Source organism: Lunatimonas salinarum (genome assembly GCF_017811155.1).
Lineage (GTDB): Bacteria > Bacteroidota > Bacteroidia > Cytophagales > Cyclobacteriaceae > Lunatimonas > Lunatimonas salinarum.
This window is the reverse complement of the sequence record NZ_JACVCV010000008.1, coordinates 52,211-78,820: the sequence shown is the minus strand read 5'-3', so window position 1 is coordinate 78,820 and position 26,610 is coordinate 52,211. Positions and strand designations below refer to the sequence as shown.

The 26,610-nt window shown below is 45.9% G+C and carries 19 protein-coding genes and 1 pseudogene; 8 read left to right on the top strand and 12 right to left on the bottom strand.

All coding sequences use genetic code 11. The features are described 5' to 3' along the window. Positions 1-269: 269 nt before the first annotated feature. The 8 genes and pseudogenes from IAQ59_RS11265 to IAQ59_RS11235 all read right to left on the bottom strand — a co-directional run bounded on the left by IAQ59_RS11265 (position 270) and on the right by IAQ59_RS11235 (position 10,094). Positions 270-1,454 (bottom strand): Wadjet anti-phage system protein JetD domain-containing protein, encoded by a 1,185-nt coding sequence (locus IAQ59_RS11265; protein WP_209330914.1) that lies wholly within the window; start codon positions 1,452-1,454, stop codon positions 270-272. A 3-nt stretch (positions 1,455-1,457) separates the two neighbouring features. Beyond that, positions 1,458-4,169 carry an ATP-binding protein gene (locus tag IAQ59_RS11260; RefSeq protein WP_245189567.1) on the bottom strand — a complete coding sequence of 904 codons (2,712 nt, stop codon included), beginning with the start codon at positions 4,167-4,169 and terminating at the stop codon, positions 1,458-1,460. 477 nt (positions 4,170-4,646) lie between these two features. Beyond that, a pseudogene (locus IAQ59_RS22360) lies at positions 4,647-4,868 on the bottom strand (ATP-binding protein); the annotation flags it as partial. Next, on the bottom strand, positions 4,849-5,439 hold the full coding sequence (locus IAQ59_RS11255; protein ID WP_209330912.1) for a DUF4194 domain-containing protein: 591 nt from the start codon (positions 5,437-5,439) through the stop codon (positions 4,849-4,851). The gene IAQ59_RS11255 and the pseudogene IAQ59_RS22360, both read right to left, overlap by 20 nt. A gap of 3 nt (positions 5,440-5,442) precedes the next feature. Further along, positions 5,443-6,924, bottom strand: coding sequence for a DUF3375 domain-containing protein (locus IAQ59_RS11250; protein ID WP_209330911.1), 1,482 nt, complete (start codon positions 6,922-6,924; stop codon positions 5,443-5,445). Positions 6,925-6,939: 15 nt separating this feature from the next. Further along, a complete protein-coding gene (locus IAQ59_RS11245; protein WP_209330910.1) occupies positions 6,940-7,803 on the bottom strand; it encodes an HIT domain-containing protein in 864 nt (287 codons plus the stop codon). Further along, complete coding sequence (locus tag IAQ59_RS11240) at positions 7,787-8,851, bottom strand: HNH endonuclease domain-containing protein (RefSeq protein ID WP_209330909.1); 1,065 nt, start codon at positions 8,849-8,851, stop codon at positions 7,787-7,789. The genes IAQ59_RS11245 and IAQ59_RS11240 overlap by 17 nt, the downstream gene beginning before the upstream one ends. A gap of 58 nt (positions 8,852-8,909) precedes the next feature. Continuing rightward, positions 8,910-10,094: a hypothetical protein gene (locus tag IAQ59_RS11235; RefSeq protein ID WP_209330908.1), complete on the bottom strand. Its 1,185-nt coding sequence runs from the start codon at positions 10,092-10,094 to the stop codon at positions 8,910-8,912. Between the two features lie 140 nt (positions 10,095-10,234). Here IAQ59_RS11235 and IAQ59_RS11230 point away from each other — a divergent pair, with 140 nt between their 5' ends. The 3 genes from IAQ59_RS11230 to IAQ59_RS11220 are packed head-to-tail and all read left to right on the top strand — an operon-like array spanning position 10,235 to position 16,048. Continuing rightward, a complete protein-coding gene (locus IAQ59_RS11230; RefSeq protein WP_245189555.1) occupies positions 10,235-13,501 on the top strand; it encodes a DUF1553 domain-containing protein in 3,267 nt (1,088 codons plus the stop codon). Between the two features lie 7 nt (positions 13,502-13,508). Continuing rightward, positions 13,509-14,978 carry a DUF1501 domain-containing protein gene (locus tag IAQ59_RS11225; protein ID WP_209330907.1) on the top strand — a complete coding sequence of 490 codons (1,470 nt, stop codon included), beginning with the start codon at positions 13,509-13,511 and terminating at the stop codon, positions 14,976-14,978. Between the two features lie 5 nt (positions 14,979-14,983). Continuing rightward, complete coding sequence (locus tag IAQ59_RS11220; RefSeq protein ID WP_209330906.1) at positions 14,984-16,048, top strand: twin-arginine translocation signal domain-containing protein; 1,065 nt, start codon at positions 14,984-14,986, stop codon at positions 16,046-16,048. 449 nt (positions 16,049-16,497) lie between these two features. Here IAQ59_RS11220 and IAQ59_RS11215 read toward each other — a convergent pair whose 3' ends face one another. From IAQ59_RS11215 to IAQ59_RS11205, 3 genes are read right to left on the bottom strand one after another with little or no spacing between them, the layout of a single operon-like run. Continuing rightward, positions 16,498-16,920 (bottom strand): DUF1801 domain-containing protein, encoded by a 423-nt coding sequence (locus IAQ59_RS11215; protein ID WP_209330905.1) that lies wholly within the window; start codon positions 16,918-16,920, stop codon positions 16,498-16,500. Positions 16,921-16,972: 52 nt separating this feature from the next. Further along, on the bottom strand, positions 16,973-18,706 hold the full coding sequence (locus IAQ59_RS11210; protein WP_209330904.1) for a M14 family metallopeptidase: 1,734 nt from the start codon (positions 18,704-18,706) through the stop codon (positions 16,973-16,975). A gap of 11 nt (positions 18,707-18,717) precedes the next feature. Continuing rightward, positions 18,718-20,328: a M14 family metallopeptidase gene (locus IAQ59_RS11205; RefSeq protein WP_209330903.1), complete on the bottom strand. Its 1,611-nt coding sequence runs from the start codon at positions 20,326-20,328 to the stop codon at positions 18,718-18,720. Between the two features lie 96 nt (positions 20,329-20,424). Here IAQ59_RS11205 and vapB point away from each other — a divergent pair, with 96 nt between their 5' ends. From vapB to hemH, 5 genes are all read left to right on the top strand, one after another. After that, positions 20,425-20,562: a type II toxin-antitoxin system VapB family antitoxin gene (vapB, locus tag IAQ59_RS22760; RefSeq protein WP_425342609.1), complete on the top strand. Its 138-nt coding sequence runs from the start codon at positions 20,425-20,427 to the stop codon at positions 20,560-20,562. 84 nt (positions 20,563-20,646) lie between these two features. Continuing rightward, positions 20,647-21,543: an ATP-binding protein gene (locus tag IAQ59_RS11195; RefSeq protein WP_209330901.1), complete on the top strand. Its 897-nt coding sequence runs from the start codon at positions 20,647-20,649 to the stop codon at positions 21,541-21,543. Between the two features lie 210 nt (positions 21,544-21,753). Next, positions 21,754-22,584, top strand: coding sequence for a universal stress protein (locus IAQ59_RS11190; protein ID WP_209330900.1), 831 nt, complete (start codon positions 21,754-21,756; stop codon positions 22,582-22,584). Positions 22,585-22,593: 9 nt separating this feature from the next. Next, positions 22,594-23,835 carry a cation:proton antiporter gene (locus IAQ59_RS11185; protein WP_209330899.1) on the top strand — a complete coding sequence of 414 codons (1,242 nt, stop codon included), beginning with the start codon at positions 22,594-22,596 and terminating at the stop codon, positions 23,833-23,835. A 172-nt stretch (positions 23,836-24,007) separates the two neighbouring features. Next, on the top strand, positions 24,008-25,042 hold the full coding sequence (gene hemH, locus IAQ59_RS11180; protein WP_209331088.1) for a ferrochelatase: 1,035 nt from the start codon (positions 24,008-24,010) through the stop codon (positions 25,040-25,042). Between the two features lie 66 nt (positions 25,043-25,108). Here hemH and IAQ59_RS11175 read toward each other — a convergent pair whose 3' ends face one another. Then, a complete protein-coding gene (locus IAQ59_RS11175) occupies positions 25,109-26,557 on the bottom strand; it encodes a sialate O-acetylesterase (protein WP_209330898.1) in 1,449 nt (482 codons plus the stop codon). Positions 26,558-26,610: the final 53 nt, after the last annotated feature.

The following is a 26,610-nucleotide window of genomic DNA, read 5'->3' as shown; positions in this document are numbered from 1 at the left end:
TGTTAAAAAGTAGTCAATTTTTCCATGAAAAAAATCCCCCAACCGCCTCCGGCTGGGGGATTTCGAATGAGTCCTTTAAGTAAGTTTAGGACACCGTATCATCCTGCTTTCTTCTTTGCTTCCTGCTTGGCTTTCTTATCAGCCCGCTTTTCTGTCAGGCTTTTAGCCGCTTTCTTTTTGGGGTCTTTTTTCTCCCCTTTGTCCTTGCTCATAATGTATAGGAATTAGACAGAAAGGTACTTATTTTTTCGCATAGAACTGACAATAATTTAAAGATCCGGAAAATTTCTAGCTTTTTTCAAGGCCTTCTGCATGAACCCGAGGCCAATTAGACTATTCACGATATCAACATGAAGAATTCTCTCTTGTTCTAATCGATAATCGTTTATTCTTAAATAATCGTAAGTGTAACGTTCTTCTTCAGAGAGGTTTTTACTTACATCTATTTTGGTTGGTGTCCCTTTCACAACTAAATCCTTGTACTTGGAAATAATTGAAAAATCCATTAGAAATGATTGCGCCTTAGGGTAATAAGACCTTAATTGAGATAACATTTGGAACCCTTGTACATCCAAGTCACTCCAATAGAATATTTCTTTTTCTTTTAGCCAGTCTATTGCTTTTAGTGATTCGATTGCATAACCTTGACCCCAAATTGCAATCGAATGGAATACCTTCGGAAAGGCCAAAAAATTCATCTTGTTTTCAATAATGAAGATCCTAGAACAATTGAGGGGATTTCGTGAGAACTGCTCAATCGGAACAGTTAGGTCATCATAGAATCCAATATGCCAACAAGCTTGATCTAGCGAGCGAAATCTAACCAGAGGTTGATCGTATTTTAGATGAAACCTCTTTTCAAGTAGGCTTTCAGTGTAATTCACCACGTCTGGCACCAGTTCATCCAAAAGAGACCTCAAGATAGTCCTATTCTCTTCAATGAACTTGGTGTGAACAGAGATGGGCAATTCTCTAATATAATATTTGTCGGGCTCGAAGTTTTGAAGAAACCATTCGCACACTTTAATTAGTCCCGGCCATACATCGGAGTTGTCTATAATGGCCTTAGGGTTTTCTTTCAGCCATGATTCAAGCTGAGGAAGTTCTGACTTGATGAAACTAAAACTTTCCATCATCACACCATACTCTTTTTCCTTATTGAGAAATTTCAGAAAATCTAGCAGACTCTCAAATGTGATAGACTTGGGGATGTCCTGGATGCCATGTTGACGGGTTTTAACAGGTTCTGAAATGACGGAATAACCAAACCCTTTTCTGTCCTTGGAGGAGCTAAAGACCCCCGCTATTTCCTGACTCATCTGAATAAAGTCTTTGGAAAGAGTTTTGTTGGAGCGAATCGCAAGAGGAAAGCAGTCTTCTCCATTTAATGAAGACTGAAGCACTTCATAGTATTTCCTTTCTGCTTTCTCCTTAATTTCCTTTGCTGTTATCATAGGCTAAACTACCGATTGCAAATACTCATCCCTCTGAGCTTGAAGTTGTTTAATAGGCATATCATAAACCACAGAGTGCCGGTTGTCCTTTCTCTGTACGAAATGCACCCGGGCTATGTAAGGTTCTACAATGGCCACTTCTTCCGCTTTGGCCGGAGATACGACCATCACCTGGAGGTGAAGTTGTTTACAGAGCTCCATCAGGAATTGTGCTTTTTCATCGTCTTGTTTGCTGAATGCTTCATCCACACAAATAAATCGGAATGAGTTGGTATTAAGTCCTTCACTATGAATGCCAAATTGGTAGGCTATTGCAGAGCCAAGAATTGTATAAGTCAGCTGAGCCCCTTCGCCTCCCGAGAGCTTGGCAGTTCCTGTATAACTTCTAAAAACCTTTGTTGGGTCTTCTCTATGATGTGCAACAGCTTTGAACTTTAACCAATTTCGAACATCCAATACTTCTTTTCTGAGATTTTCATCCTCTGTCAAGTTGTCAAGAAGGGATCTGATTTTCTTGAAACTTTCTTCTAATATTCGGTCATCCTTTGAGCGCTCAAACTCTGCCAGATTTGGTTTCCATTCATTGAGACGAAACGTAAAATCTTTCACTTTCGGAGAGTAGTCTTTTTCTACATGCAGTTTGATGAAGGTTGGAGGATTGCTATTGAAATTGATCTTTTCTAACGACTTGTTCAAAGTCTCGATGTTTTCCTCAATATCCTCTTCCTGCCTCTCGAGCCAAGTTTGGAAGTCAGACATTTTGGTAATCATTTCTTCATTCAGGTACTTCTTGAATTGTTGTTTGTATTGGGCCAATTCCTCCTTTTCAATCTTCTCCAATAAAGCAACGTACTCTTCAATAAACTCAGCACTATCACTAAGCCGATGGGTGTCTGAATTCCAATCACTGAACTTTTCTGCGATCTCCTTATCAGGATTCTTAAAGAGCCTCATCAGGCCTTCAGCGGCACTTTCTATTTTTCGAATGTCATCTCTTAGTCGTTCGATATCCTGATTGATTTCACCAATGATTTTACTTCTGATTTTTTCAATGGACTCAATTTCAGACTCAATTTTTGTCGTAAAGTGTTCTTCGAAAGCAGCTATTTTTTCACTTGTTTCAAAATCAGCATAACGGTCAATTACCTCCCTAGCCTCTCTCAATTTTTGCTGTTGAATATCTAATTTTGAATCAATTTGGTTGATCTCCTTCTCAAGGTGCCTTATTACTTCCTGTTTGGTTTTGATTGTCCTAACGATCTCTTCTCGTTGTTTTTTGAGGGCATTAACCCTGTCATTGGTCTTTTCAAGCTCTTCTATTTTCAGCTTGTTCTTCTGAATTTCAGCTGATAAAGACCACCAATCTATTTTTTTGAATACCTTAAAATCAATGAAACGAGTTAGGTCTTCTGCTTCCCTACGCACCCTTGTTTGATGTGCTTTAATCACTTTCAACCTGTTGTCAATTTTATTGATCTTGTCGTTCAGATGGGCTGCTTCCTCCTTTAAGACGGTTACTTTCTCTTTATTGTCCCATCCGAGAACATACTGCTGGCGGCTCCTAACTTCCGGTCGATCATCCTTTTCATGTCGGGTTGCATTTTTGGTAAGCCCCTCTTGCGTTATTGCCTTTTCTGCCAACCGGAATGAATCAAGATCATCGACACATAAATAATTGAACTTTGAACTAACCTCATTCTTTATCCACTCAGTGTATTCGCATGTTTTAAAATCCAACTTGTTAATCAACTCCTTTTCATCCTGCTGTTGGAAGATGCGAGAGGCTACTTCTTTTTTATTAAATTTATGATAGATGATCCTGCCCCTTAAATCATGCTCTTTCACATATTGATTGACTTTTTGGTAATATTCTTCAGGGACTATCAGCCTTAGTGCGAAATTGTGAAGCAGCCGTTCGATGGCCTGCTCCCACTCCCGGGCTTCTTCCCGAACTTTCAGGAGTTCACCGACAAACGGAATTTCCTTTTCTGTTGCCCCGATTGATTCAAGGATTTCGCTTCTAATTCGAGCAGGATGCCCGGTTATATTATTTTTTTGAGATCTAAGTATCACTAGTTCGTTGGAAACATTGTCAAATTTTGTTTTTGCTTCCTCAGATTCTTTTCGGGTTTGAAAAAGCTCCTCCTCATTCTGCTCCAATATTCCAGCGGTCTTATTCTTTTTATCCAAAGCGAGCTTTCTTTGATCGTCAAACAGCTCTCTTGATTGGGGACTTGGCTGGAATCCCAAGTTTTCAGCCAGTTGATTATAAAAACTCAGTTCTTTTTCCCTATCAGACTTTTCTTGTTCGAACCTCTTATTGTCTTTTTCTAAATCACGGATATGCCTACCGACTTCATCAGATTCAATTTGTACATCAAGCTTTACCCGGTTATGATCCAATTCTTCAACCTCATTAGTCAATATTTCAAGTTTTCCCTCCTTTTCCTGCCTTTGCTCATTTATGGAAGCCATGAATTCCAGAATTAAAGTCTCTTGCTTTTTGGCAAACCAAAGTGGGGCAGTCTGTTTGAAGCTTTCTTTTTGGATCAGGTCTACTTTCAGTTTTGTTAACCTGATGGATTTATCTCTGATTGGAGCTAGCAATTCGATTTGCTTATGGGCTTTTTCAATAGCTCGATGTGCATCATTTAGTGTTTTGAAATAACTTTTTATCTTCTGAAACTCCTCTTCTGACTCCCGTTCTTCCAGCATTTGCAGCCGGACAAATTCGTCCAGATTACCCAATACTTTGAGCCCTATGGTTTTATTGAAAAGCGTTTGAGCTTTCTCCGATCTCATTCCAAAGGCCTTACGCATCCAGCGGCCATATTCACCAATGCTCTCGGTAAATAAGAGAAACTCTTTGTTTCTTTGTTTGGGGTATTTTTGCTTCAATCTCTTTTTCCACTCCCCATTACTATCAAAAGGCATAAAGTCATCTTTTATGGAAAGTTTCTTAAAAGCGATAACAAAGTTTCGCTTCAACTCACTTCCTGAGAACCACCGTACCTGAGCCAGCGTGACAAATTGGGATTCATTTTGAAAGACTGCTACTAATACCGATTGTGCCTTTGATTTGTCACCTCTTAGCTTTTTTACTTCTCGTGTATTGGTGTCTGCGTTTTCGGTTTCCCCAAATTCTCCAAGTAAATAGGTCTCCTCGGTCCGCTCACCTTTTTCTCCTGCGGTCTGATTGTAAGCCCGTGCCCTACGATCAGGTAGTAACAGAGTTAGAAGACCATCCACCAAAGTTGTTTTTCCAGAACCATTTCCTCCTGTAAGAAGGGAGGTTTCACCTCCTGGCTCAATGGAGAATATGTCCTTATCAAAGGTCCCCCAGTTCCATACTTCAAAAGCATGGAGGCGAAAGCCGGATTGGCTCGGTTTAGTACTAAACAGACTTAAATTCATCTTCTAGTTGTTTTTTAAACTTTGAAAGCTCATCTGTTGTAATCCTGGCTTTCAGGATACGCTTTACTTCGTATCTGTAGTCTTCAGGGGATACTCCGTCTTTATGAACCAACTTCAAAAAGCCCATTTTCGCGCAATCTTCCATATGCCGATTGAGCTCCTTAATGAACTTTAGCTCATTGGTTTTCTCTTGGAAAAACATCTCCATCCGGTCCCTAAATTCCTTTGGAGTAATGTATAAATTGGCGGTTTCTAGGTCCCTCGATTCAAATTCGAGAAGCCATTCTCTTAGCAACACACAAACCAGAGTCAGGTCGTATGTCAGTGGCATTCTTCGAATTAATCCAATTGTGCTTCCTGATTCATCAAGTTCTATTTGTCTCAGGTAGGAATAACCATCTCTTTTGTCAATGACTACCTCAAGAGCAATTTTTTCAAAGTATTGAGTGAGTTCGACTTGGTACTGTAGCACCTCATTCCAAACATCTTGCTGATCTTCAAAAACGGGGCCTTGTAAAAGCTTCACAGCTGACTTCGCATAGGGAGCAATATTTCGGTTTTGGTGTTCCATAGACTATCTGGTGAAAATGATTTGTGGCAAATCAAGGCATTTTCCTTCTTTTAAATTGAACAGAATAGTTTCCCGAATATTCCCATTGATGAAAAATTTCTTGTTTACGTTTATGAGCGTGACATAAGCCAACAGTTCCGCCAGGCCTTTATTAAGCCCTTTTTCTTTAACTACTTCCTGAAGAGAAACTTGGGATCTTGTCTGTAGTAGTTCGTAAATATTGGCCAGTAATTGCTGCTTGTCTATCAAGTCGGCACTGTAAATTTTTGATAGCTCTTCCAGGTCTTCCAATGCAAGTTGAGCCTTCTCTGCCTTCATAACAAATGAATTGTTTTCCGGCCTTTCCCCAAGCTTACGCTCTAAGGGGAGGTAGATTTCAGGATTACCCTTTATTTCGAGATAATACTCTTTAAATGAGGGGCGGTTGACTAACTGAAGGGCAAGCTGGCGGATTCCTGACATGAGTTCTTTTGCCTTTCGTGATTCTAATTGCTCTTTGGCTACAATCTCCCTACTGAGTTTATCAGCAAGTACCCCGTTTTTATCCAGCACTTTACGAGCTGCCATATGCAGAAGTGATTTTAGTTTTCTGAGTGAGCGTGAAGAGATTTCGATGCCACGATCTTCGAGCACATTATATACTTCTTTGGTCAACTTTTGAAAATCCGATTGACTTGCATCATCTAGCATGAATTGCCAAAAGGCATAAAAACTTTTGCCCTGATCAGTACTGCGAAGTTCATACAACGAATCAAAGGTTTCTGATATAAGTTTTCCTTTGGAGAGTTCGGCTTGATGCTGCCGCTCGTAAATCTTCCGGGTGATTTCTTTAAAGTTATCCTCCACCTCCTTGAAATCCCCGATTAACTCATTAGCCAAACGGTTTGCCTCTTCATACCTAGACTTGACTTGGTAATCTTCATAAGTGTTTACATAGCCATCAATCTTTATTTTTCGGATTTCTTCCTCTATTGCTAGCTTTCTTCGTTCCAGTTCGGCTAACCTCTTTTCCCTATCCGGATTGGCATTTTCTATGATGTCCCTGAGTTTGTTGAAAATGTCCTTGAACTTGGATTCCGTCCCTACAAATTCCTTTTCCTTTAACAACTCAAATACCTGAAAAACCTTTTCCACATGCTTGGAAAGAAAGACCAAGGGTTCTTTCCTAGCATCATCCATAATGTTACGTAGGTAATTCGCGTCAATCCATTGATCGATATACAGTTTGGCCTTTTCATCAAAAGCAATAATAAGCCTTTCGGATTTGACCTCGTCATCCTCCTCCAAGTATTCGATTTCCTCGAGAAAGTCAGCTAATCTTTGCACCAAAAGCTGGTAAGGAATAGAAATCTGAGAATTCTCTTTATACTCCCTATGAAAAAATGAAACAATTAAAGCCAAATTCCTAGACCTAATCAGCTTAATTAATACACTTGAATTAATAGTTGAAACTAATCCCGAATAATTAAAAGTAAAGTGCTGCATTTTTTGATTTAGTTATTAGAAGTAATTCTTCCTCTCCGGAACCACCCCTCTCACTCCACCCCGTGGATCTTCCACATCTCCTTCATACCTCGGAATCAAATGGATATGAACATGCGACACCGTTTGTCCGGCCTTTTCGCCGATATTGATCCCAACATTAAATCCCTCAGGATTAAAACGTTTCTGAACCTCCTTTTTCACCTGATTAAGCATAAGCAGGCAGGAGGCTTGCTCCTTAAAATTTAATTCGAAATAACCCGAAACATGTTTTTTTGGAATGATCAAGCTATGGCCCGGGTTTACCGGGTATTTATCAAAAATGGAAAAAGTTCGACCTGATTCCACAATCAACTCTACATCTTCGCCTGGGTTGCAAAAGGGGCACGTAGACGCAACTTTTTGTAGTTGATTGTAATGCCTGTATTCATAAATTTCACAACTCGCGTTTCTAAAAATCGACTGAAACGGTAAAACCACATTAGTCTGGTAGGTGGGTTTTTGATGAACTCTGTGCGTTCTAAACCCCTCATAAACCAAGTCTCTTCGCACCGCAAAGTAGGCTTTGCCAGATGGTTTAAGCAACGAGGAAATTTCCATCAATACCGATGCCTGTTCTTCCGGAAGAAGCACATTGAGTACATAAAAGCAAAGGATGGTGTCAAATTTTTTCTCAGGAAATTCGGGGAAATAATGCTTATCATAGCCTTCGATTGGGATCCCCTGCTTGGCTAAGATCTCCACATCTTTCCCAAAGCCGCATCCGAAATCCAATACATCCCCCATCAAAAGACCTCTTTCCTTCACTACTCTTGCAGGAAAGGAAAGAGAATCACGCTCTTTGGCGGTGAGGTGAGAATACTGGTTAGCGTTTAGGTTCATAGAATTCAAAGCCATTATTATGGGCAATGGTTATCAATGGTTCCAATGTTTCCCGTAACCTGACCTTTCCCGTTTCTTCAATTAGAAGCCCATCAATAGAAGGAAAAACAGTGAGGTATTGCTCAATGTACTTGGACTTAGGAGCTTTTTTAAGAACTATTTCAAGACTCTTTTTTTGAATCTCAAAAAAGCGCTCAAAAAATTGGCTGAGGCGGGGGAGCTTGTCGCTTTTTGATGAATTGATCGATTGATGGGCGGGAACCAAATTCCAATTCAGATCATGTGATACGAAATTGTAGGGCACAAAATGGTCAAGCGAATAATCTCTTTTAGTCAATAGGTTGCCTGAATAAATACATCGCTGCTCTTTTACTTCATCAAAATACAGGTTCCAAAACCCCTTTTTGTTGTTTTCCAGGCTTCCTCTTCTTATCGGTTTTATCAACTTGTTTGGAATATCCGGTACATTGGGGTTATGCTTCTGAAGGAAAAGGCTTAAATTCCAAAAACAAAAATCTTTTAGAATAGAGGAATTTCTGGTCAGGTATTCCTGCCATGCAGGATTTATCTCCACATAATCCCTGTACAAAAAATAAGGGCTGTTGATCGCTGGATTTGCAGAGTGGATATATATCTGTTTTTTCTTGTATTTGGAGGGAAACCAGGGAGAAATAAACCAATGCGGAACCTGATTATCGAAATGGAGGAGGCAAGAAATGGATGCAGAGTCATTACAGGTCATAATGCTTTTCCAGACTTCATGTCGGGTTAAATCTATGGGGATTCCCCTTTGACTGTGAAAAAAACAAATTGCTTCCTGTATCTTATCCTGCTTTCCAAAGGATAACTTGAAATAGTTTATGGGGTACCATGCGTTAGCCAACATACGCGCAAAAATCCTTCGTTTTTCAATTATTACGCCCCCCTCCTCAATTAGCTGAATCAGCGAGAGAAACCAGAAAAACTTGTACGTCGCCGATGTCTTACTAAAAGTGGTTGCCAGTAACCGAACCGGCAAATCTTGGCTTGGAGGTATATGGAAATTCATGGCCTTAAAAAACAAAGATCAATGTACTCATAAGGCCGGTAAAATCAAAATAATCTGTTTATTCTAACTCATACAGATACACCACCCTACTCGTCAGCTCCATCCTGTCCAGGCCGCTGACCTCGATTAAGACTTCGTAGTACTGGGGGACGGCACCCAATGCGGTCTTCATCTCCTTTTCCAAGTCCAAGGCCAGCTGGGTATCGGTAAAGATCTTCAGGCTTTGCGTGGCACCCGTATCCCAGATCCCGCCAAACACATAGACGGCGTTGCCGTTGGGCCCGGGCATCTTCATCAGCACGGCATAGTCGGTGTGGTAGGCGTTCGGATCGCCGAAGGGTTTATACACCTTTTCCTCCCCCTCATGCAGCACCCGTATGCCATCCACCGCAGCGTCGTACATGAGTCGGGACCCTTGAAAGTAATTTTGAAAAAGTCCCAGGGTCTTTAACATACCTACCACTAGCAGGTCCTGATCCTGAATTTCCTTCGGGTTAAAACGGGACATGGTGCGGATGGAATAGTCTTTGTCCAAGATCCTAAACATCTCCGTGAGGTTTTTGATCCAATGCGCACTGCCCTGTATCAAGAACCCATAGGTCGCTGCGGTCCATTCCCGTTGTGGCGGCTGGTGCTGCTCCTTAAAACGCTCAAACTCTGCTTGTGAATTGATTTCAGATTGCCGGATGGTGCGTGTGATGCTTCCCTCCGGCCCGTTTTCGCTGAAGATAAATAAATCACCCAGCACCAATGTGGAGGGAAAGCGGCTTTCCCGTAGGTCTTCCCAAAGAACCGGTAGCGGAGTCAAGTTTTCCCGTGGGCCTACTTGGGGCCAGAGGAAATAGCCGATCACTGCGGAGACTACCACACCAGCCAAAAAGTAGGCAACCGGTCGGCCAATGGGTGGGTTCGTTTGGTCGGAGTCTTCTCGTGGGATGATTTTGAGTGCATAGCTACCCTTCGGTATGGTCAGCCGCTCGGGTTCTTCCTTGCCCTCATTTTCGTAGTAGGCCGTCAACTTCTCCCTTAATTTGTACATGTATACCCGGATCAGGGTACTTTGCGAGGGATCGTAATCTTCCTTTCCGAAAATCTCCGCTGCTATGGTCGCCTCCTTGGGGACATTGGCCTCAGCCGTACACGTTGCCAAGTACCGGAGCAGATTGGCATAGGTCAGGGATCTCCCAAAGGACTTGCTTTGAATGATCCGTGCTACAATTTCCTCATAATCTTGCTTCTGCATGGACGATTTTCTTTCTCCGTTCAAAGATAATCATTAATTTTAACTGTTAACAAAACGGTTTTTTAACGGAAATTGCGAAGATTTAAAGGCGTATATTTGGATTTCGTGAAAAAACGTGAAACAAACCTAAGGAATAAAACATGATGTTATCTATTGACAGGCGATGGACTTATTTACTAAGCGTGGCCGGCCTATTTCTGCTGCTATCCTGCGGAAAATGGGAGGCTCCTGAAGAAGTGGCCGTCCATTTCAAAGACCTGCCGGAACAGATTGATTTCAACTACCACGTGAAACCGATTTTGTCTGATAAATGCTTTGCCTGCCACGGGCCGGATGCCACCAATCAATCGTCCAGCTTTCGGATAGACTTGGAGGAACACGCCTTTGCGTCCCTGGAAGTGAGCCCAGGAAAGCGGGCGATTGTGACCGGCAAACCTGGAAAAAGCGATGCATTGCTTCGCATGCTTTCGGCAGATGCTTCCTATCAAATGCCTCCACCGGAATCCCACCTCACACTGGAACCCCGTGAAATCGCCCTCATTGCCAAATGGATCGAACAAGGCGCCGAGTACAAACCCCATTGGTCTTTTATTCAGCCCGAAAAGGTATCTCCTCCTTCAACCCGCTTCGGGGACTGGGCAAACAACGACATAGATCGGTTTGTAGGGAAAAAACTGGAAGCGTATAACCTGTCGCCTTCGCCGGAAGCTTCCAAAGAAACCTTGATCCGGAGGCTTAGCTTTGACCTGACCGGCCTGCCGCCTAGTTTGGAGGAAATCGAAGCCTTTGTGCAGGATGATTCTCCCCAAGCTTACGAACGGCTGGTGGATAAGTACCTGGCTTCTCCCGCTTATGGGGAGCGCATGGCAGCCGATTGGATGGATGTGGCCCGGTACGCCGATTCGGACGGGTACCTGGACGACAAGCACCGGGATTTCAGTCCTTATCGAGACTGGGTTATTCAGGCCTTTAACGACAACATGACCTACGAGCAGTTCATCACCTGGCAATTGGCAGGGGACCTGATCGATCAGCCTTCCAAAGAAAGTATCTTGGCTACGGCTTTTAACCGACTGCATAAGCGGAACTCCGAGGCGGGTATCGTCTTTGAAGAATACAGGGTGGAGTATGTGGCAGACCGTGCCCAGACGGTGGGGAAAGCCATCATGGGCCTTTCCATGGAATGCGCACGCTGCCATGACCACAAGTACGACCCCATCACCCAACGGGAGTATTTTGAGCTGTTTGCCTTCTTTAACAGCACCAATGAGATCGGTACCGCGGTGTACGGGCCTGGACAGGTCCCGGGCCCCTCGCTGCTATTGACAGACGAGGAACAGGAAAAATTGCTGACCTACCTGGATGAAGAGATACAAGAAGATGGGGATCAGCTGCATGCTCTGCTGAACGCAGAGACGGCGGATTTGCATGCCTGGTCTGAACAACCCGATAGGGTCTTGGCTTCGGTGGAAAAAGGTTTACGGGATGGTTTGGTCGCCTATTACCCCCTTGATCGGCTCGATGCCCAAGAGGAAGCGGGCCAGTTTATCAGTCCTAATGCAGTTTCCGGCGGTAAGCCCATCCGGGTCAAGGAACCCGATACAGGCAAGGGGTTTCGGGGGGAGGGCGTTTTCCTTAACGATTACACCACGCTCACATTGCCGGAAAAAGTGGGATGGTTTGACCATACCGACCCCTTTAGTGTGTCGGTGGCGGTTTTTCCAGATAGGGAATTTGAAGAGGCAGGCCTCTTTTACCACTGCGAAGACATCCGTCTGGGATTAAAGGGATACTCCCTCTTTTTGGAGGATAACCGATTGAAATTTATCATTTCCTACTCCTGGCCCACCAATGCCATACAGGTGGAGACAGTGGATCCTATCCCTGTAAAGGAGTGGACGCAGGTTACCCTGACATACGATGGACAGGGAAAGGCTGCCGGAATTGGGGTTTATCTCAATGGCAAGCCCATGCCGGTACTGGTAAAAGCGGACAACCTGTATAAGTCCATTCTGTTTAAGCCAGATATCCACACGTACGGGTTTCGGGGATTGACATTGGGAATGCGGGATAAGATGAAAACCTTTTTGCACAGCGGCTTAGATGAGCTTGCCGTGTTTTCCACGGAATTGACCCCGCTGGAGGTTATGCAGCTCTATGACCGGGAATCGGTCAAGAAAGCGGTTTCGGAGCCCACTAACCCCGAGCAGTTTGAGAGGATTCGTTCCCAGTACCTGAAGCGGGAATTGGCCGAGATCAAACGCCTGCAGGAGCGCCTCCGGAGCAAAAGGAAGGAGAAGATGGAGTTGGTAGAGGATATTCCGGAGATTATGGTGTTGGGAGATACCGAGGAGCCCCGACCTACCTTTATACTGGACCGGGGGCTATACAGTGAACCCACCGAAGAAGTACACCCCGCCTTACCGGAACGGGTGCTGCCATTTGACGAAGGCCTGCCCAGAAACCGGCTTGGTTTGGCAAATTGGCTGTTTGATCCCGAAAACCCGCTCACCGCAAGGGTGTTTGTGAACCGGCTGTGGCAGATGCACTTCGGTAAAGGACTGGTGGCGACTTCCGATGATTTTGGCAATCAGGGTAGCCTACCTACCCATCCGGAATTACTCGATTGGCTTTCGGTTACCTTTCAAGAGTCCGGTTGGGACATCAAGCACATGCACAAGCTGATGGTCATGTCAGCTACCTACCGGCAGTCGTCCTATGGCAATCCGGACTTGCTGGAAATTGATCCGGCAAATGACCTCTTGGCCAGGGGGCCAAGCTACCGCATGACGGCTGAGATGGTACGGGACAATGCGCTCGCAGTAAGCGGCCTTTTGTCTAAGCGTGTGGGTGGTCCCAGTGCCTATCCCTATCAGCCGGAGGGATTGTGGGACGAATTGTCCTCCAAATCCTGGCGCTATAAGTACCTACAGGAACCCGGAGAGGGGCTGTACCGACGAAGTTTGTATACTATCTGGAAAAGGACCTCCGGACCGCCTTCCATGATGATTTTTGACGTGGGCGACCGAAACGAATGCTCCGTGCGACGAAGGCAAACCAGTACCCCCCTTCAGGCCTTGGTTTTGCTGAATGATCCGCAATACGTAGAGGCTGCGCGGATTTTGGCAGAGAACCTGCTGAAAGCCTCTCCAGAACGGGAAGTTAGGCTCAAAAAAGCCTTTCAGATAAGCACCGGTCGAACGCCGGGTGAGCGGGAATTTGAACTGGTGCGTACTTATCACCAGGAAGAATTGGAAAAGTTTCGCGAAAATAATCAAGATGCCCTTGCCTATGTGGGCATTGGCAGTACACCAATAAGGCCAGGGTCTGATCCCGTAGAAGTGGCCGCCTTGGCCACCGTCATCAATGGCCTTATGAATACCTCTGACGGATATACCATTAGATAACGAAGCTATGGACGAATACTTAAAGCATTTACAGTTTACCGAAAGTAGAAGGGGATTTCTCAAGAAAACCTCTTTGGGCTTTGGCGCCATTGCCTTGGCGTCGCTGATGGGCAAATCGGGCTCCTTTGCGGGGGATTTGGTAGCGCCTAGGGGAGCGACCGGCATGAGCGGATTGCTACAGGGAACCCATTTTCCTCCTAAGGCCAAGCGAGTAATCTACTTATTCCAAAGTGGAGGCCCCTCCCAGATTGAAACCTTTGACTACAAACCCGAGCTGGTCAAGTGGCACGGTCAGGAGATTCCGCCCTCTGTTCAGGGAACACAGCGGAATTCCGGGATGGTGTCCGACCAGTCTACCTTTCCCTTGGTGAAATCCATCTATGACTTCAAGCAATACGGGCAGTCTGGTGCTTGGGTTAGTGAGCTTTTTCCCCATACCGCCAAGGTGGTGGACGACCTGTGCATTATCAAGTCGATGAAAACCGAAGCCATCAACCACGAGCCGGCGGTGATGTTTGTACAGACCGGCAGTCAATTGAGTGGGCGGCCCTCGATCGGGTCCTGGGTGAGTTATGGCTTAGGCAGTGACAATGAAAACATGCCTTCGTTTGTGGTGTTGATCTCCCAAAGCCAAGGAGACCAGCCGCTTAATTCCAATGCTTGGGGCAACGGCTTCTTGCCTTCCCACCATCAGGGGGTGCAGTTTCGCTCGGGAAAGGATCCCGTGCTGTACCTGAATAATCCCCATGGCATACACGATCACGATCGGAAAAAGGCATTGAACTTTATTGAGGAACTAAATCATGAGCAATTTGCGCTGTGGAATGATCCCGAAATCCACTCCAAAATAAGTCAATATGAAATGGCTTACCGCATGCAAAATTCCGTACCGGATGCAGTAAATCTTTCGGAGGAGCCGGATCACATCTATAAATTGTATGGGGAGGATGCCCGGATTCCTGGGACTTACGCAGCCAATTGCCTTCAAGCGAGGCGTCTTGCGGAGCGGGATGTAAAGTTTATTCAGCTATACCACATGGGATGGGATCAGCACGGTAATCTCCCCCGGGGTATCAAGACACAGGCGCAGGCTACCGACCAAGCCACCGCAGGCCTCATCATGGATCTCAAGCAGCGTGGGTTGTTGGACGATACGCTGGTAGTGTGGGGCGGGGAGTTTGGTAGAACGAGTTTTTCTCAGGGAAGGCTCACCAAAGACAATTACGGCAGAGACCATCATCCGGGCTGCTTCACCATGTGGATGGCAGGGGCAGGTGTGAAGCCCGGCATCGTTTACGGTGAGACAGACGAGTTTAGCTATAACGTGACCGAAAAGGGGGTACATGTGCATGATTTTCAAGCTACCCTGCTTCACCTGATGGGCGTAGATCACGAGCGGCTCACATTTAAGCATCAAGGCAGAAGGTTTCGCCTCACCGATGTACATGGTCACGTGGTTAAGGATATTTTAACCTAAAAGGGATGACAGGAAGAAGGAAGTTTTTGAAAGCATCGGCTCTTGGGGCCGTGTCATTGGGAACAGGTGTCAAGACCTTTCACATAGGCAACACAAAACGGCATCTCTCAGACGAGCTGTTGGGCCATGGAAATTTCCAATACCGGGTAGACCGCGCCTGGGGCGATTTGGATCCAGCCAAGACCCCGGTAAACAACTGCCACGAAATGGTGATGGACCGTAAAGACCGGCTTTTTATGCTGACGGACCATCCCAAAAACAATATGATCGTCTATGACACCGCAGGCAAGCTGCTGTTTACTTGGACTTTGGGCTTTTCGGGTGCCCATGGGCTTACCTTGGTGGATGAAGGAGATACCGAATACCTGTATGTGACGGATTCCGGTTTGGGAAAGGTCGTGAAATGTACGTTGGATGGCACCGTGGTCATGGAACTGCCCACGCCACTGCAGGTGGGTACCTATACCGAAACCATTCCCTATCGCCCTACAGAGACGGCGGTAGCGCCAAACGGAGACATCTATGTGGCCGACGGCTACGGAGCCCAGTTTATCCTTCAGTTTGACGCCAAGGGGCAGTTTATCCGGAAATTTGGCGGGGATAGTTTTTTGCAACCCGATAAGTTCAAGCAGGTGCACGGGGTGGCAATCGATCGGCGGGATCCCCAAAATCCTACCCTTCTATGCTCGGCACGGATAAAAAATACTTTCAAACGCTTTACCTTGGATGGAAAGCACCTGGAAGATATCTATTTGCCAGGTGCATTTATCAGCAGGCCTGTGTTGGACGGAGACAACCTGTATTCGGGTGTCTGCTTTGGCATGTCCGAGGGTAATTATAACATGCAGTTGAATAAGGGCTTTATTACCATTTTGGATAAAAACAACCGGGTGATCTCCAATCCAGGAGGCACGGAACCCCGCTACGAAAACGGTAAGCTGACCCTCATGCTTCAAGAGATACCTGTTTTTAAACACTGCCACGATGTATGCGTGGACCGGGACAAAAATCTGTACGTTTGCCAATGGAATGCAGGAGGTAGTTACCCCTTCAAGCTACACCGGATCTGAACAGGTTTTAATTAGCTGCCTTTAAACTGAAAAAAGCTATGAAACAATGTCTCATAGCTTTAGTCAATTAACAATAAACCCAAAATAACCTGCTGTAGGAGAAGGAGTCGAACCTCCACGGGGCAGTTAGGCAAAACACGAGCTCCATGTTTGCTTTGTCCTTAGCTCCCCACCCCCGAGACCGGAGGGCATGTCTGCCAGTTTCATCACCCTACATTGTCAACAAACGTTTTCGACACGTTTTGTCGTTGTTTGATAATTCAAAGGTAGGATAGCGAGTATTAATTTGCAAATAATATAACAAAAATATTTAAAAAATACATATTTAGCAAAAATATACTTACATTGTTATGAATATGAAAAAATACTATGCTTGATAGGCGGGGCATATTGAAAAATGCGTAATCGGTTTTTGGCTGGAAATGAAGAAAATCCCCTTCGGGTTGACTTTAGCATTTCCCATAGCGGTTTTCCAAGTATTGTATGGTTTGGTTCATGAGGTTTTTTAACACCTGTTCGTCGATATCGGAAAGCTTTTTTACGTAGATGCAAGCCTTGCCCATGGTGTATTTGCCAAGGCCCTCCAACAACGGTTTATGATCTTCCAAGCCTGTAAAAACGTACAGGGAAATGGCCGCCTTTCGTGGTGAGAAACCCAGCAGTGGCGCATACCCCTCGTGTCCACTGGCATATTTGTAGTGGTATTTTCCAAACCCAATGATGCTGGGTCCCCACATCTTCGCCGGGTGCCCGGTGATCTCTTCCATCCACTGTATGAGTCGCAGGCTATCGGCCTGTTTTTGGGTGGAGGGCACATCAGCGATGTATTGAAGCACATTCTGTCCGGTTTCTTGGGTTTTCTGTTTACTCATTGCATGCGGATTGGTGATGGGTTCATCTCATCGCTGGCATAAGGCGGTGCAGCTAGGGCTTCCATTCTGCGATACCGCCTTTGGCAGAATCCACCTGAATGCGGTAGGGTCGGTTTCCTTTTACGATCCAGCGTACTTTGACGGTGCCCATTCCGGGAATATTTTCCACGCGGATTTTTTCAGGCTCGTAGGTTTGTTCCTGTACCTTGTTAAAGTCTTCGTTTTCGACGATCATCCCCGATAGGACCTCCACGCCGCTGATCGATACAAAATCGGGCCGTTCGATACGGTATTTCAAATCTTGGCTGGAATGGGTAGGCATCAACCGTTCGTTTTGAATGGTGGCGGTGATGGCTTTTAGCCCCCGGCCCAGATCTTCCTCTTTGACATCGCTCACGGATAGCTTGGGGGTATGATAGCCATGGTAGATCGTAAAGGCCATATTTCGATGTGCATCTTGCTCCAATAGAAATCCGGGGTGTAAACGGCCAAAATTTTTCTTGAAACCACCAATTTCGACCCTGCCAAATTGCGGGTGTTCGAATGCCTCCCAAGGCACAAATGCATCCCCAAAGGTCAGGTACCGGTCTACCTTCATCTCTTCCTCTTGGTTACCCCTTCCGGCATTTTCGTGAAAGTAAAGGTAAGAGACCATCAGTTCATTGGTATAGGTGTAGATGCCCCGGCCACCGTAAAACCAATCCAGTTCGCCCCCAAATACAGAGTATAAATCTTTGTAAACGACCAAGTACCTGTAGCCTGGGATCATTTCCTCGCCTTTTTTGGCGATGGCGTCGTAAATACGGATATCCTGTTGATTATAGGTGTCCAGGTCTTCTTCGGCACCTGGTCCACGCAGGATCATTCCGCCGTAGTTATGGTAGCTTTGTGCTCCGGCAATATTGGGATGCTTCATCACAAATTCCATTACGGCTCGGTTTTCGGGCAGGCTGAAGGGATACTTATAGGCTCCTCGTTGCACGTAATCCGGTTGCCATTTCCATCCCCAATCCCGGTTGGGATCGTAGTATCCGATGCCATCTTCGTTTACCCGGCCGTCTCCGTCTGCGTCAATGCCCTCATAGCCCAATATTTCATAGTCACCAAACGCTTCCGCAGAAACAGGGATTAATTTTCGTGGATCGAGAGGGTCTTTGATGTATCGTCCATTGGGTGACTTTCGAATCATTTGGGTGATATGGCCGTCTACATTGAGATCATTGAAGCCGTCTTCTCCGATCGCTCCATCCTGATCGTCATCCAGCTTGATCATGCCTGACCGGGGCGAGTGCGGCGTATTAGCTTCTTTGATGAAGTTATCCCTAGCATCGGGGTTGATGGTGGGAGCAATGTAAAACGTTTTATCTCGCAGCAATTCACGGATGAAATCCAGTTCTCCATACATCTCGGTGAGGTACCAAGCGGTGTACAAGGCAAATTCGGATCCCTGCAGTTCGTTGGAATGGATGTTTCCATCGATGTACATGCCCGGCTTGCGATCCGGATTTCCGTGGCCAAAATCAGAGATGGTCAGCAGCCATATATCCCTGCCCTCAAAGGACTTACCGATGCTTTCAAGTTTTGCCAGAGAAGGGTGTGCTTTGACCATGCGTTGCATGATATCCAGCAGGCCATCGTTTGTGTGATAGCGGTTCCATGCTACTTCCACTTTGGGCGTATGGGGTGTTCCGATGGCTCGGAAGAACTTTTCTTGGGCGTCAACCTCTATGGAAACAAGCAGAAATAGCGTTCCGAAAAATAGAATCGTTTTATTGAATTTAATCATAGTGAAACGGATCATAGGTTAACTGTGATTTCGGTAAATCCGGTATGCGGTGCTCCTGCCTGAATGCGGACAGCACCTTTTCCTTTAACCACCCAACTTAAGGTAGTCTTCCCGTAGGCATCCAAACTGTCGATCAATTTGATCTTATCCCCTAACAGGATGTCGGATGCCTCCCTGCCCATATCCACCCGGATTTTCTTGAACCACCTCGACCGATTCCCCATTTCCGTATGCGTTGGAATGGGTGCGTCGTTAAACAGCTCCACTGTAATCCGGGTCAAGTCTTTGTCCAGTTTTTCCGTTTTTAGATCTAGCAACATCAATTTGGGATGTTGGCGGGCAACCTGTAGGATAAAATCCGTGTGCATCTGTGCTAAGCTGTCTGTCATGCCAAAAGGAGGATTGTGCATCACAAAGGGTTTGATGCCACCCACTTCTACCTTTTTGCCCGGATAATCCGGGTGCTCTATTTTTGTCCAGGGAACAAAAACATCCTCCATGCCCATGGAGTCCGCCCAAGCCAGAAAATTGGCTTCGGAAGATCTGAAGTTTTTGGTATCACCTGTTTTCATTTCAGGTACCCACCAGCCTGGCGTGGACAAGCTAAGCCGGGCAAAATGAAAATAGGCCCATTGGAAAAAATCCCCAGGAGTTCCCTGATTGGTTTGTCCATAGGATTTTAAGGAAACCGTTTCTGCATAAAGCGTTGACAGACGCTGATTTAGCTGGGCATCTTTCTCCAGGATGGAGGTGACAACTCTTTTTTGGGCATTGGCTGCCTGATAGGGCAAGGCTACGGATAGGTTGTTGGCTGGCCCAAAGGTAAATACCGTGTAGATATTCGGTCGCTCATACAGGTAGTCCAGCAACAACCGACTTTCTATCTGGGATACGGGAAAATCACCGGCCAACGCTTCAAACGCCGGGAATTGGTACGATAAACTTTTGTTGAAAGCAATACCTTCTTCCAAGTCTTCATTGTGTTGTCCGTCTTTATCATTGTCAATACCCTCAATGAGGTACATGTGGGTTCCTTTTTCACCTTTTTTAGAATCAATGGGCCGTAGTAAAAGCGGGTTTTCTTCCGAGGTGACATATCCTCCCAAAGGAGACTCCACCCGCATCATCGTAATGTACCCGTCATCGTTTAGATCGTCGAATCCGTCTTCGCTGACAGTCCCATCCCTATCATGGTCCACCGCCGTTGCATTTCCCCTGCGTTCGTATTTTATGGGGGCAAAATATTGCTGGTAGGCATCAGGCGACATATTTGGAAAGATGTAGAAAGTTTGGGAATCGAGGATCTCTTTGTTAGAGGAGAGAAGGTTTTCGGCAAATTTAAGGGCAAGTGTAACCCCCAAGAGATGGTAGCCTTCCACTCCTCCGAATACAGCCATGGCAGGCTTACTGTCCATCCTGCCGGTCCCAACTTCAAGCACCCAGATATCTTTTCCACCTGCGGTCTTTCCCAGGCTCTTGCGTGTTGCTTCCGGATGTGCGTTTGCCAGTTGCGCCAACTGCGCTGCCAGTTGGTCTAAGGTAGGATAATCTCCCTGACCATTAGCCGAACCTGAAATCGTGAGGGAGATCGTCATTAGCATCCCGAAAAGCAGGTATTGCATGTTTTTAATAGACATATTGGACAAAAAGAAAATCAAAATTAGGGATAAATACTTATTGAAGATTAAAGATAATTGAAAAATTAACTCGGAGGGTGATTGGTTGATTTTTTAAAATCAAAATCTGTGTCAAAAAGCAAAAATAAACCTCAGCGCAAGCCGGGATTAGCTAAGGGACTGATTCGGATGAAAGATGATTTTGATGAACCGTTAGATGATTTTAAAGAGTACATGTGATGAATCTTCTGATAGACACACATGCAGTCATATGGTTTATTACAGAGGACAAGCGATTGTGCAAAAAGGCTTGGGACTTAATATTTGATTCGTTCACTGGTAGATGAACACCGCATTTCGGGAAGGTTTGTAATACTAGGATCTGCCTCCCCTGAATTGTTGAAACAGTCCTCCGAAAGCCTTGCGGGGAGAATCAATTACCTAGAAATGTACCCTTTGAATTTATTGGAAGTCAATGATCAGATTCCGTTGACTTCTTTATGGCTTTATGGTGGATTTCCTGAGCCTGCGCTTAATGAAAGCATTAAATACAAACAATCTTGGTATGCGAGTTTTATCCATAGTTATATCCAAAGAGATCTTCCATCTCTAGGTTTAACCGCCAATCCGAATATCACAAGGCAACTTATGATGATGTTAGCTTCACTAAACGGTGCAATAGTAAACTACAGCACGTTGGCGAAGTCACTTGGCCTAAGTATGCCAACCGTCAAAACCTATACGGGGTATTTTGTCAACGCCTTTTTGGTTACCGAACTGCCTTTATGGCATATCAATGTCAAAAAGCGACTGGTAAAATCTCCAAAAATCTATTTTAGGGATACGGGCATGCTTCATTACCTGCTAGGTATTAAAGGTATGGAGGGCCTTTATGGAAATATAGCCGTTGGGAGCTCGTGGGAATCCTTTGTCGTTCATCAGGTAAAGGCTGTACTACATATTGATGATGAGCTATATTTTTACCGCACGCAGGACGGGGCCGAGATTGACCTACTGATAAGGAGGGAAAACCGCTGGATTGCCGCTGCGGAAATTAAATTAAGCCGATCTCCCAAGCTGACCAAAGGCACCTATATCGCCATGGAGGATCTGGGTATCGATAAATTGTATATCATCACTCCCGGAGAGGATAGCTATGTTTATGATTCTAAGGTGCAAGTGGTTGGATTACGCGGTTTTTTGGAAAAGCTGGTAGAATAAGGCTGTTTGTTAGATGAAAGAATTGATCGAGCCGGCATTGCAAATGCCAAAAGTCCGTGAACAGAAAGATAAATGAGATGTAGATGCAATCTACACCCAGTAAAAGGAAAAAATGCTTCAGTCGCTGAGTTTACTTTTTATTCCCGGAAGGGACCAGATTTCCCAATATTTTTACCTACTTTGATTTTTGATAGAGATCCCGAAGAAAATATGTACCGGAAGATAGCCCTTGCCATAGCGTTTTCGCCCAGGATAGAGGCGTTGATTGCCGAAACCAAGAGATTGAAAGATTTGCACCGATCCGAATTGGTATTAGTCCATATCGGAAAGAAGACTCCGGAGCTGGAAAACCGCCTTTTTGGTATGCTGGAAAAATACGGGGTGAACTTAGGTCAGACCAAGATTGTGTGGGAGGAAGGCAAGCCGGCCAAGAAAATCATCCAAGTATGCAACAGGGAGGGGGTGGATCTATTGGTGGCAGGGGCTTTGAAAAAGGAAGAATTGTTTACTTATTACATTGGCAGCATTGCTAGAAAGATCATCCGGAAGGCAAAATGCTCGGTGTTGGTACTTATAGAACCCAGTACCCATCCACGTCCTTTTCATAAGATCGTGATTAATGGAACCCAGCAGGCGCTCACTCCTTATGTAGTAGCTCAAGGTATAGCGCTGTGCAAGCTGGAACAGGTTAAACAGGTTTTTATCTTAAACGAGATAAAGATGTACGGGTTGAAGATGGCCACCATCTCTGATAGCAGCGAAGCAGAGATTTCTAAAAACCGAAAAAAGCTTGTGAGCGAGGAAGTCAGTTACGTGGAGGATATCCTAAAGACCATAGATAAGGGCGATTTAAAGATAAACATCAAGGTGACCTCGGGCCGATGGGCACCGGAGTTAGCGAAGTTTTCAGAAAGTATCTCCGCAGATTTGCTCGTACTTGGCGGGCATGAAAACCTCACTTTTTTTGATCGGCTGTTTCCTCACGACATTGAGGACATTTTAGGAAATCTTCCTTGCAATCTTTTGATAATCAAAAAATAATTTCCCTACATGAACGGACTATCTCATACCGAGGTCATCAACTTGTTGATTCAGCTTGCATCCATGCTGTTAATGGCGCGGATGTTTGCCGAGCTGGCCCGAAAGTTCAATCAACCTGCGGTAGTGGGCGAATTGCTGGCCGGGATCTTGTTGGGGCCTACCATCCTGGGAACCTTTGCCCCGGGCTTGTTTGAGTCCTTGTTTATGAGTAACCCCTCGGCCAATTTGGCGTTGGATGGATTTATACAGATTGCGGTAATTTTGCTTTTATTTATAGCGGGCTTGGAAGTAGAGCTACACCTGGTGTGGTCCCAAGGGAAGGCCGCCCTTAGTATTAGCTTGTTGGGATTGGTTGTTCCTTTTGCGCTAGGATTTGTATTTCCCTATTTCTTTCCGGACTTTTTTGGGTTGGCGGAGGGAAATCGCATGCTTTTTTCCCTTTTTATGGGTACGGCCATGTCCATCACGGCCCTGCCGGTCGTCGTCCGTATCCTGATGGATCTAGACCTGTTTAAGACTAAGATGGGCATGCTGATCGTGGCATCTGCCATGGTTAATGACATTATTGGATGGCTCATTTTTTCCGTCATTCTTTCCTTTATGGGGAAATCAGGCAGCCTCTCTCTGTTGCAGACGATCGGTATCACGCTGCTGTTTACCTTCTTTATGCTCACCGTTGGCAAGGCGTTGATCAACAAAGGGCTTCCATGGGTGAATAAAAAGCTGGCTTGGCCGGGAGGCGTGCTTTCCCTTTCCATGGCCGTGTGTTTTATTTCGGCGGCCTTTACAGAGTGGTTGGGCATACACGCCATTTTTGGGGCCTTCCTATTAGGCGTAGCCTTGGGTGATAGCGAACACATGTCGGAGCGCGCCAAGGAAATCGTCCATCAGTTTATCAATAATATATTCGCGCCATTGTTTTTTGTATCCATCGGATTGAAGATAAACTTTGTCGCCAATTTCGACCTTTTCCTCACCTTGGCTGTACTAGTGATTTCATTTGTAGGAAAGATCGTGGGCAGCGGCTTTGGCGCCTATCAGGGGAAATTTAATGTCAAAGAATCGCTTGCCGTGGGATTCGGTATGAACGCCCGGGGTGCCATGGAGATCATCTTAGGCCTTATAGCGCTGGAAAATGGCCTTATCGACGAAAAGTTGTTCGTCGCACTGGTGGTGATGGCCATAGTGACGAGTATGACCTCGGGGCCGCTGATGAAGTGGAGCCTGAAAGCCAGCCAAGCACCTCACTGACCCGAAGCAAGCCGCATCTCGGTTTATCCCTTCAAGTGATTTCTACTAAGCAAATCCCACCGTCTTATAAAAGGTCGGAGGACCCGTCCGCAAATGGCCGGATGCTTTTCCTTTTTATAACTTTTGGCAGTACCTTTGGTTTATAGAGAATGTCAACGGAAAACCGATCATGATGAGTAAAAATACCGCGAAAACCGGCGTGTTACTGGTTAACTTGGGAACTCCCGACAGTACGGCTACAGGGGATGTACGAAAGTATCTAAGGGAGTTTTTGATGGATGGCAGGGTGATCGACTTTCCGTTTATCCCACGTTGGATGCTGGTCAATCTGATCATCGCGCCTTTTCGGGCGCCTAAGTCGGCCAAGGAATACCGCAAGCTGTGGACGGAACGGGGATCCCCGCTATTGTTCCATACCCAAGACCTAACGGACAAGCTGAGAAAAAAGCTAGACCCAAAGAAATACCATGTTGAAATGGCGATGCGCTACCAAAGTCCCAGTATCGCCGACGGATTGAAGGCCCTGAATAAGGCCAATGTGAAAAAAATTATCGTTTTGCCCCTGTTTCCACAATATGCCTCAGCTACAAACGGGTCAGTGATAGACAAGGTCATGGAGGAAGCCCGCAAATGGCAGATCATTCCCAGTATCTCCTACGTCACCAATTTTGTGGAGCATCCATTGTTTTTGCAGGCCTGGGAGGAACTTGGCAGGGAGTATGTGGCAAAGGAGGAATACGACATGTTTGTGTTTTCCTACCACGGTTTGCCCGAACGGCAGATCAAAAAGGGGTCTGTAGACGGCTATTGCCAGTTAAGCGACAAGTGCTGCGCGCAATACACCAAGAAAAACCAGTTTTGCTACCGATCCCAATGTTTTCTGACGACCCGCCTCATAGCAGAACGATTGAATTTGCCGGAGGAGAAAGTCAAGACCTGCTTCCAATCCAGGTTGGGTAATGATCCTTGGATCAAACCCTACACCGAAGATCTGATCAAGGAAATGGCTGCCAAAGGTGTCAAAAAGGTTTTGGTGTTTTCGCCGGCCTTTGTAGCGGATTGCCTGGAGACCACCGTGGAGGTGGGAGAGGAATACAAGGAAGAATTTATCGAGCTTGGCGGTACCGCTTGGGATTTGGTACCCAGCCTGAACTCCAAAGACACGTGGGTAGATTGCGTGCAATCGATCGTAGAGAAGGAAGCCTGATTTTAACGGACTCTTTAAAAAATTGAAAAAGCCTGCTGTAGATATTTACAGCAGGCTTTTGTGTTTTTACTTTTTGCCGTAGGTGATGCCTGGCCAATCGTCCGTTCGGAATGGATTCAAGGGGAGGCCCTCGCGGTTGTATATATTCAGGTCATCGGGATTATCTGCCCAGCCATAGCGTAAAGCCAAGGGGTTGGCGATGCCCGAAACGTCCAAGAGGATATCGTTACCCTCTTGCCGTCCTTTTACCCAGTGAAATTTGCGGTCCGAACCGGCTACTGCAAATCCTTTTACGTAGCCATACTTATCGCTTACCATCAAGCCGGAACCTACGTGGTCGAAACTGACCCGCAGGGTATTGCCTTCCCGCTGCATGCCCTTATATACCGGGCCGCTGTAGACGACGTCCTTGCCATAGGCCACCTTTTCGGCAGCCCGGTACAGGCGGTTTGCTACGGTCCACTTATCTCTCGGGTGAATATCATTTGCTTCGCCCCGGTCAATAATCACCGCCTGCCCCGTATTGGGCAGGGAAAGTGTCAAGGTCTGTGCTTCCCGAAGCTCGGCCCAATCGCTGTCTTCAGGTTGCGCTTTCGGAGCTTTAAAATTGGCCAATTGTACCCATAGGAAAGGAAAATCCCCTTGTCCCCAATGCTGCCGCCAATCTTGGATCATCAGGGGAAATAGCTCCCGGTATTGGTAGGCCCTCGTTGCATTGGATTCACCTTGATACCATAGGGCGCCTTTGATGCCAAAAGGAATGACCGGTTCCAGCATACCGTAAAAAAGGCTGGTAGGCCAAGGGTTAGGTCTTTTGTCGGAGGGATCAAAGCCCTCGACGGGCCCTGACTGGTACTTGCCTGTTCGCTCGGCAAAATCCGGGTGGGTACTGAGGGCGTCATGGCTTGTCCATACTTCCACTAAGGTGCCTCCCCAGTTGATGTCCAACAGTCCCACGGCTACGCCTTTTTCCAAATGGAGCTGCTTGCCGAAGTAATACCCTATCGCGGAGAAATTGGCAACCGACTCAGGGGTGCACACCGACCAAGTGGCCACAGGCACATCATTAATAGGAGTCAGGCTCAGGTTTCTTCCCACCTCAAATAGACGTATTTGGGGAAAATCGGCCGTCGCAATGCTATCCTCTCCCTGATTGGTGTTTTTTAGAGCCCATTCCATATTGGATTGGCCACCAAGTAACCAAACGTCTCCCAACCATACATCTTGGAATGTTTTGTGGTCCTTTTTACCTTTTATCTCTAACGTAAACGGCCCACCTGCGGGACTTGGATCCATCTTTAGCATCCACTTGCCTTCTTTGTCTGCCCGGACGTTATAGGTTTTTCCGTTAAAACTAACCTGAATGCGTTCACGGGGCTCTGCCCAGCCCCATACGGGTACTTCCAAGTCCCGTTGTAGCACCATATGGTCGGAAAAAACTTTAGGTAGTAACCACTCGGCTTGCACCATGGTGGTATAAAACAGCAGGCTAAGCAGCCAAATCATCTTTTTCATACGTTTTTGGGTTTTAAAATAAGCCGCATAAGGTAATGATTTTTCCGGGACAA

Coding starts and splice junctions, on each gene's coding strand:
- IAQ59_RS11265 (WP_209330914.1), bottom strand. CDS start 1,454: ATGATAACAGCAAAGGAAATTAAGGAGAAAGCAGAAAGGAAATACTAT.
- IAQ59_RS11260 (WP_245189567.1), bottom strand. CDS start 4,169: ATGCTGGAAGAACGGGAGTCAGAAGAGGAGTTTCAGAAGATAAAAAGT.
- IAQ59_RS11255 (WP_209330912.1), bottom strand. CDS start 5,439: ATGGAACACCAAAACCGAAATATTGCTCCCTATGCGAAGTCAGCTGTG.
- IAQ59_RS11250 (WP_209330911.1), bottom strand. CDS start 6,924: ATGCAGCACTTTACTTTTAATTATTCGGGATTAGTTTCAACTATTAAT.
- IAQ59_RS11245 (WP_209330910.1), bottom strand. CDS start 7,803: ATGAACCTAAACGCTAACCAGTATTCTCACCTCACCGCCAAAGAGCGT.
- IAQ59_RS11240 (WP_209330909.1), bottom strand. CDS start 8,851: ATGAATTTCCATATACCTCCAAGCCAAGATTTGCCGGTTCGGTTACTG.
- IAQ59_RS11235 (WP_209330908.1), bottom strand. CDS start 10,094: ATGCAGAAGCAAGATTATGAGGAAATTGTAGCACGGATCATTCAAAGC.
- IAQ59_RS11230 (WP_245189555.1), top strand. CDS start 10,235: ATGATGTTATCTATTGACAGGCGATGGACTTATTTACTAAGCGTGGCC.
- IAQ59_RS11225 (WP_209330907.1), top strand. CDS start 13,509: ATGGACGAATACTTAAAGCATTTACAGTTTACCGAAAGTAGAAGGGGA.
- IAQ59_RS11220 (WP_209330906.1), top strand. CDS start 14,984: ATGACAGGAAGAAGGAAGTTTTTGAAAGCATCGGCTCTTGGGGCCGTG.
- IAQ59_RS11215 (WP_209330905.1), bottom strand. CDS start 16,920: ATGAGTAAACAGAAAACCCAAGAAACCGGACAGAATGTGCTTCAATAC.
- IAQ59_RS11210 (WP_209330904.1), bottom strand. CDS start 18,706: ATGATTAAATTCAATAAAACGATTCTATTTTTCGGAACGCTATTTCTG.
- IAQ59_RS11205 (WP_209330903.1), bottom strand. CDS start 20,328: ATGCAATACCTGCTTTTCGGGATGCTAATGACGATCTCCCTCACGATT.
- IAQ59_RS11190 (WP_209330900.1), top strand. CDS start 21,754: ATGTACCGGAAGATAGCCCTTGCCATAGCGTTTTCGCCCAGGATAGAG.
- IAQ59_RS11185 (WP_209330899.1), top strand. CDS start 22,594: ATGAACGGACTATCTCATACCGAGGTCATCAACTTGTTGATTCAGCTT.
- hemH (WP_209331088.1), top strand. CDS start 24,008: ATGAGTAAAAATACCGCGAAAACCGGCGTGTTACTGGTTAACTTGGGA.
- IAQ59_RS11175 (WP_209330898.1), bottom strand. CDS start 26,557: ATGAAAAAGATGATTTGGCTGCTTAGCCTGCTGTTTTATACCACCATG.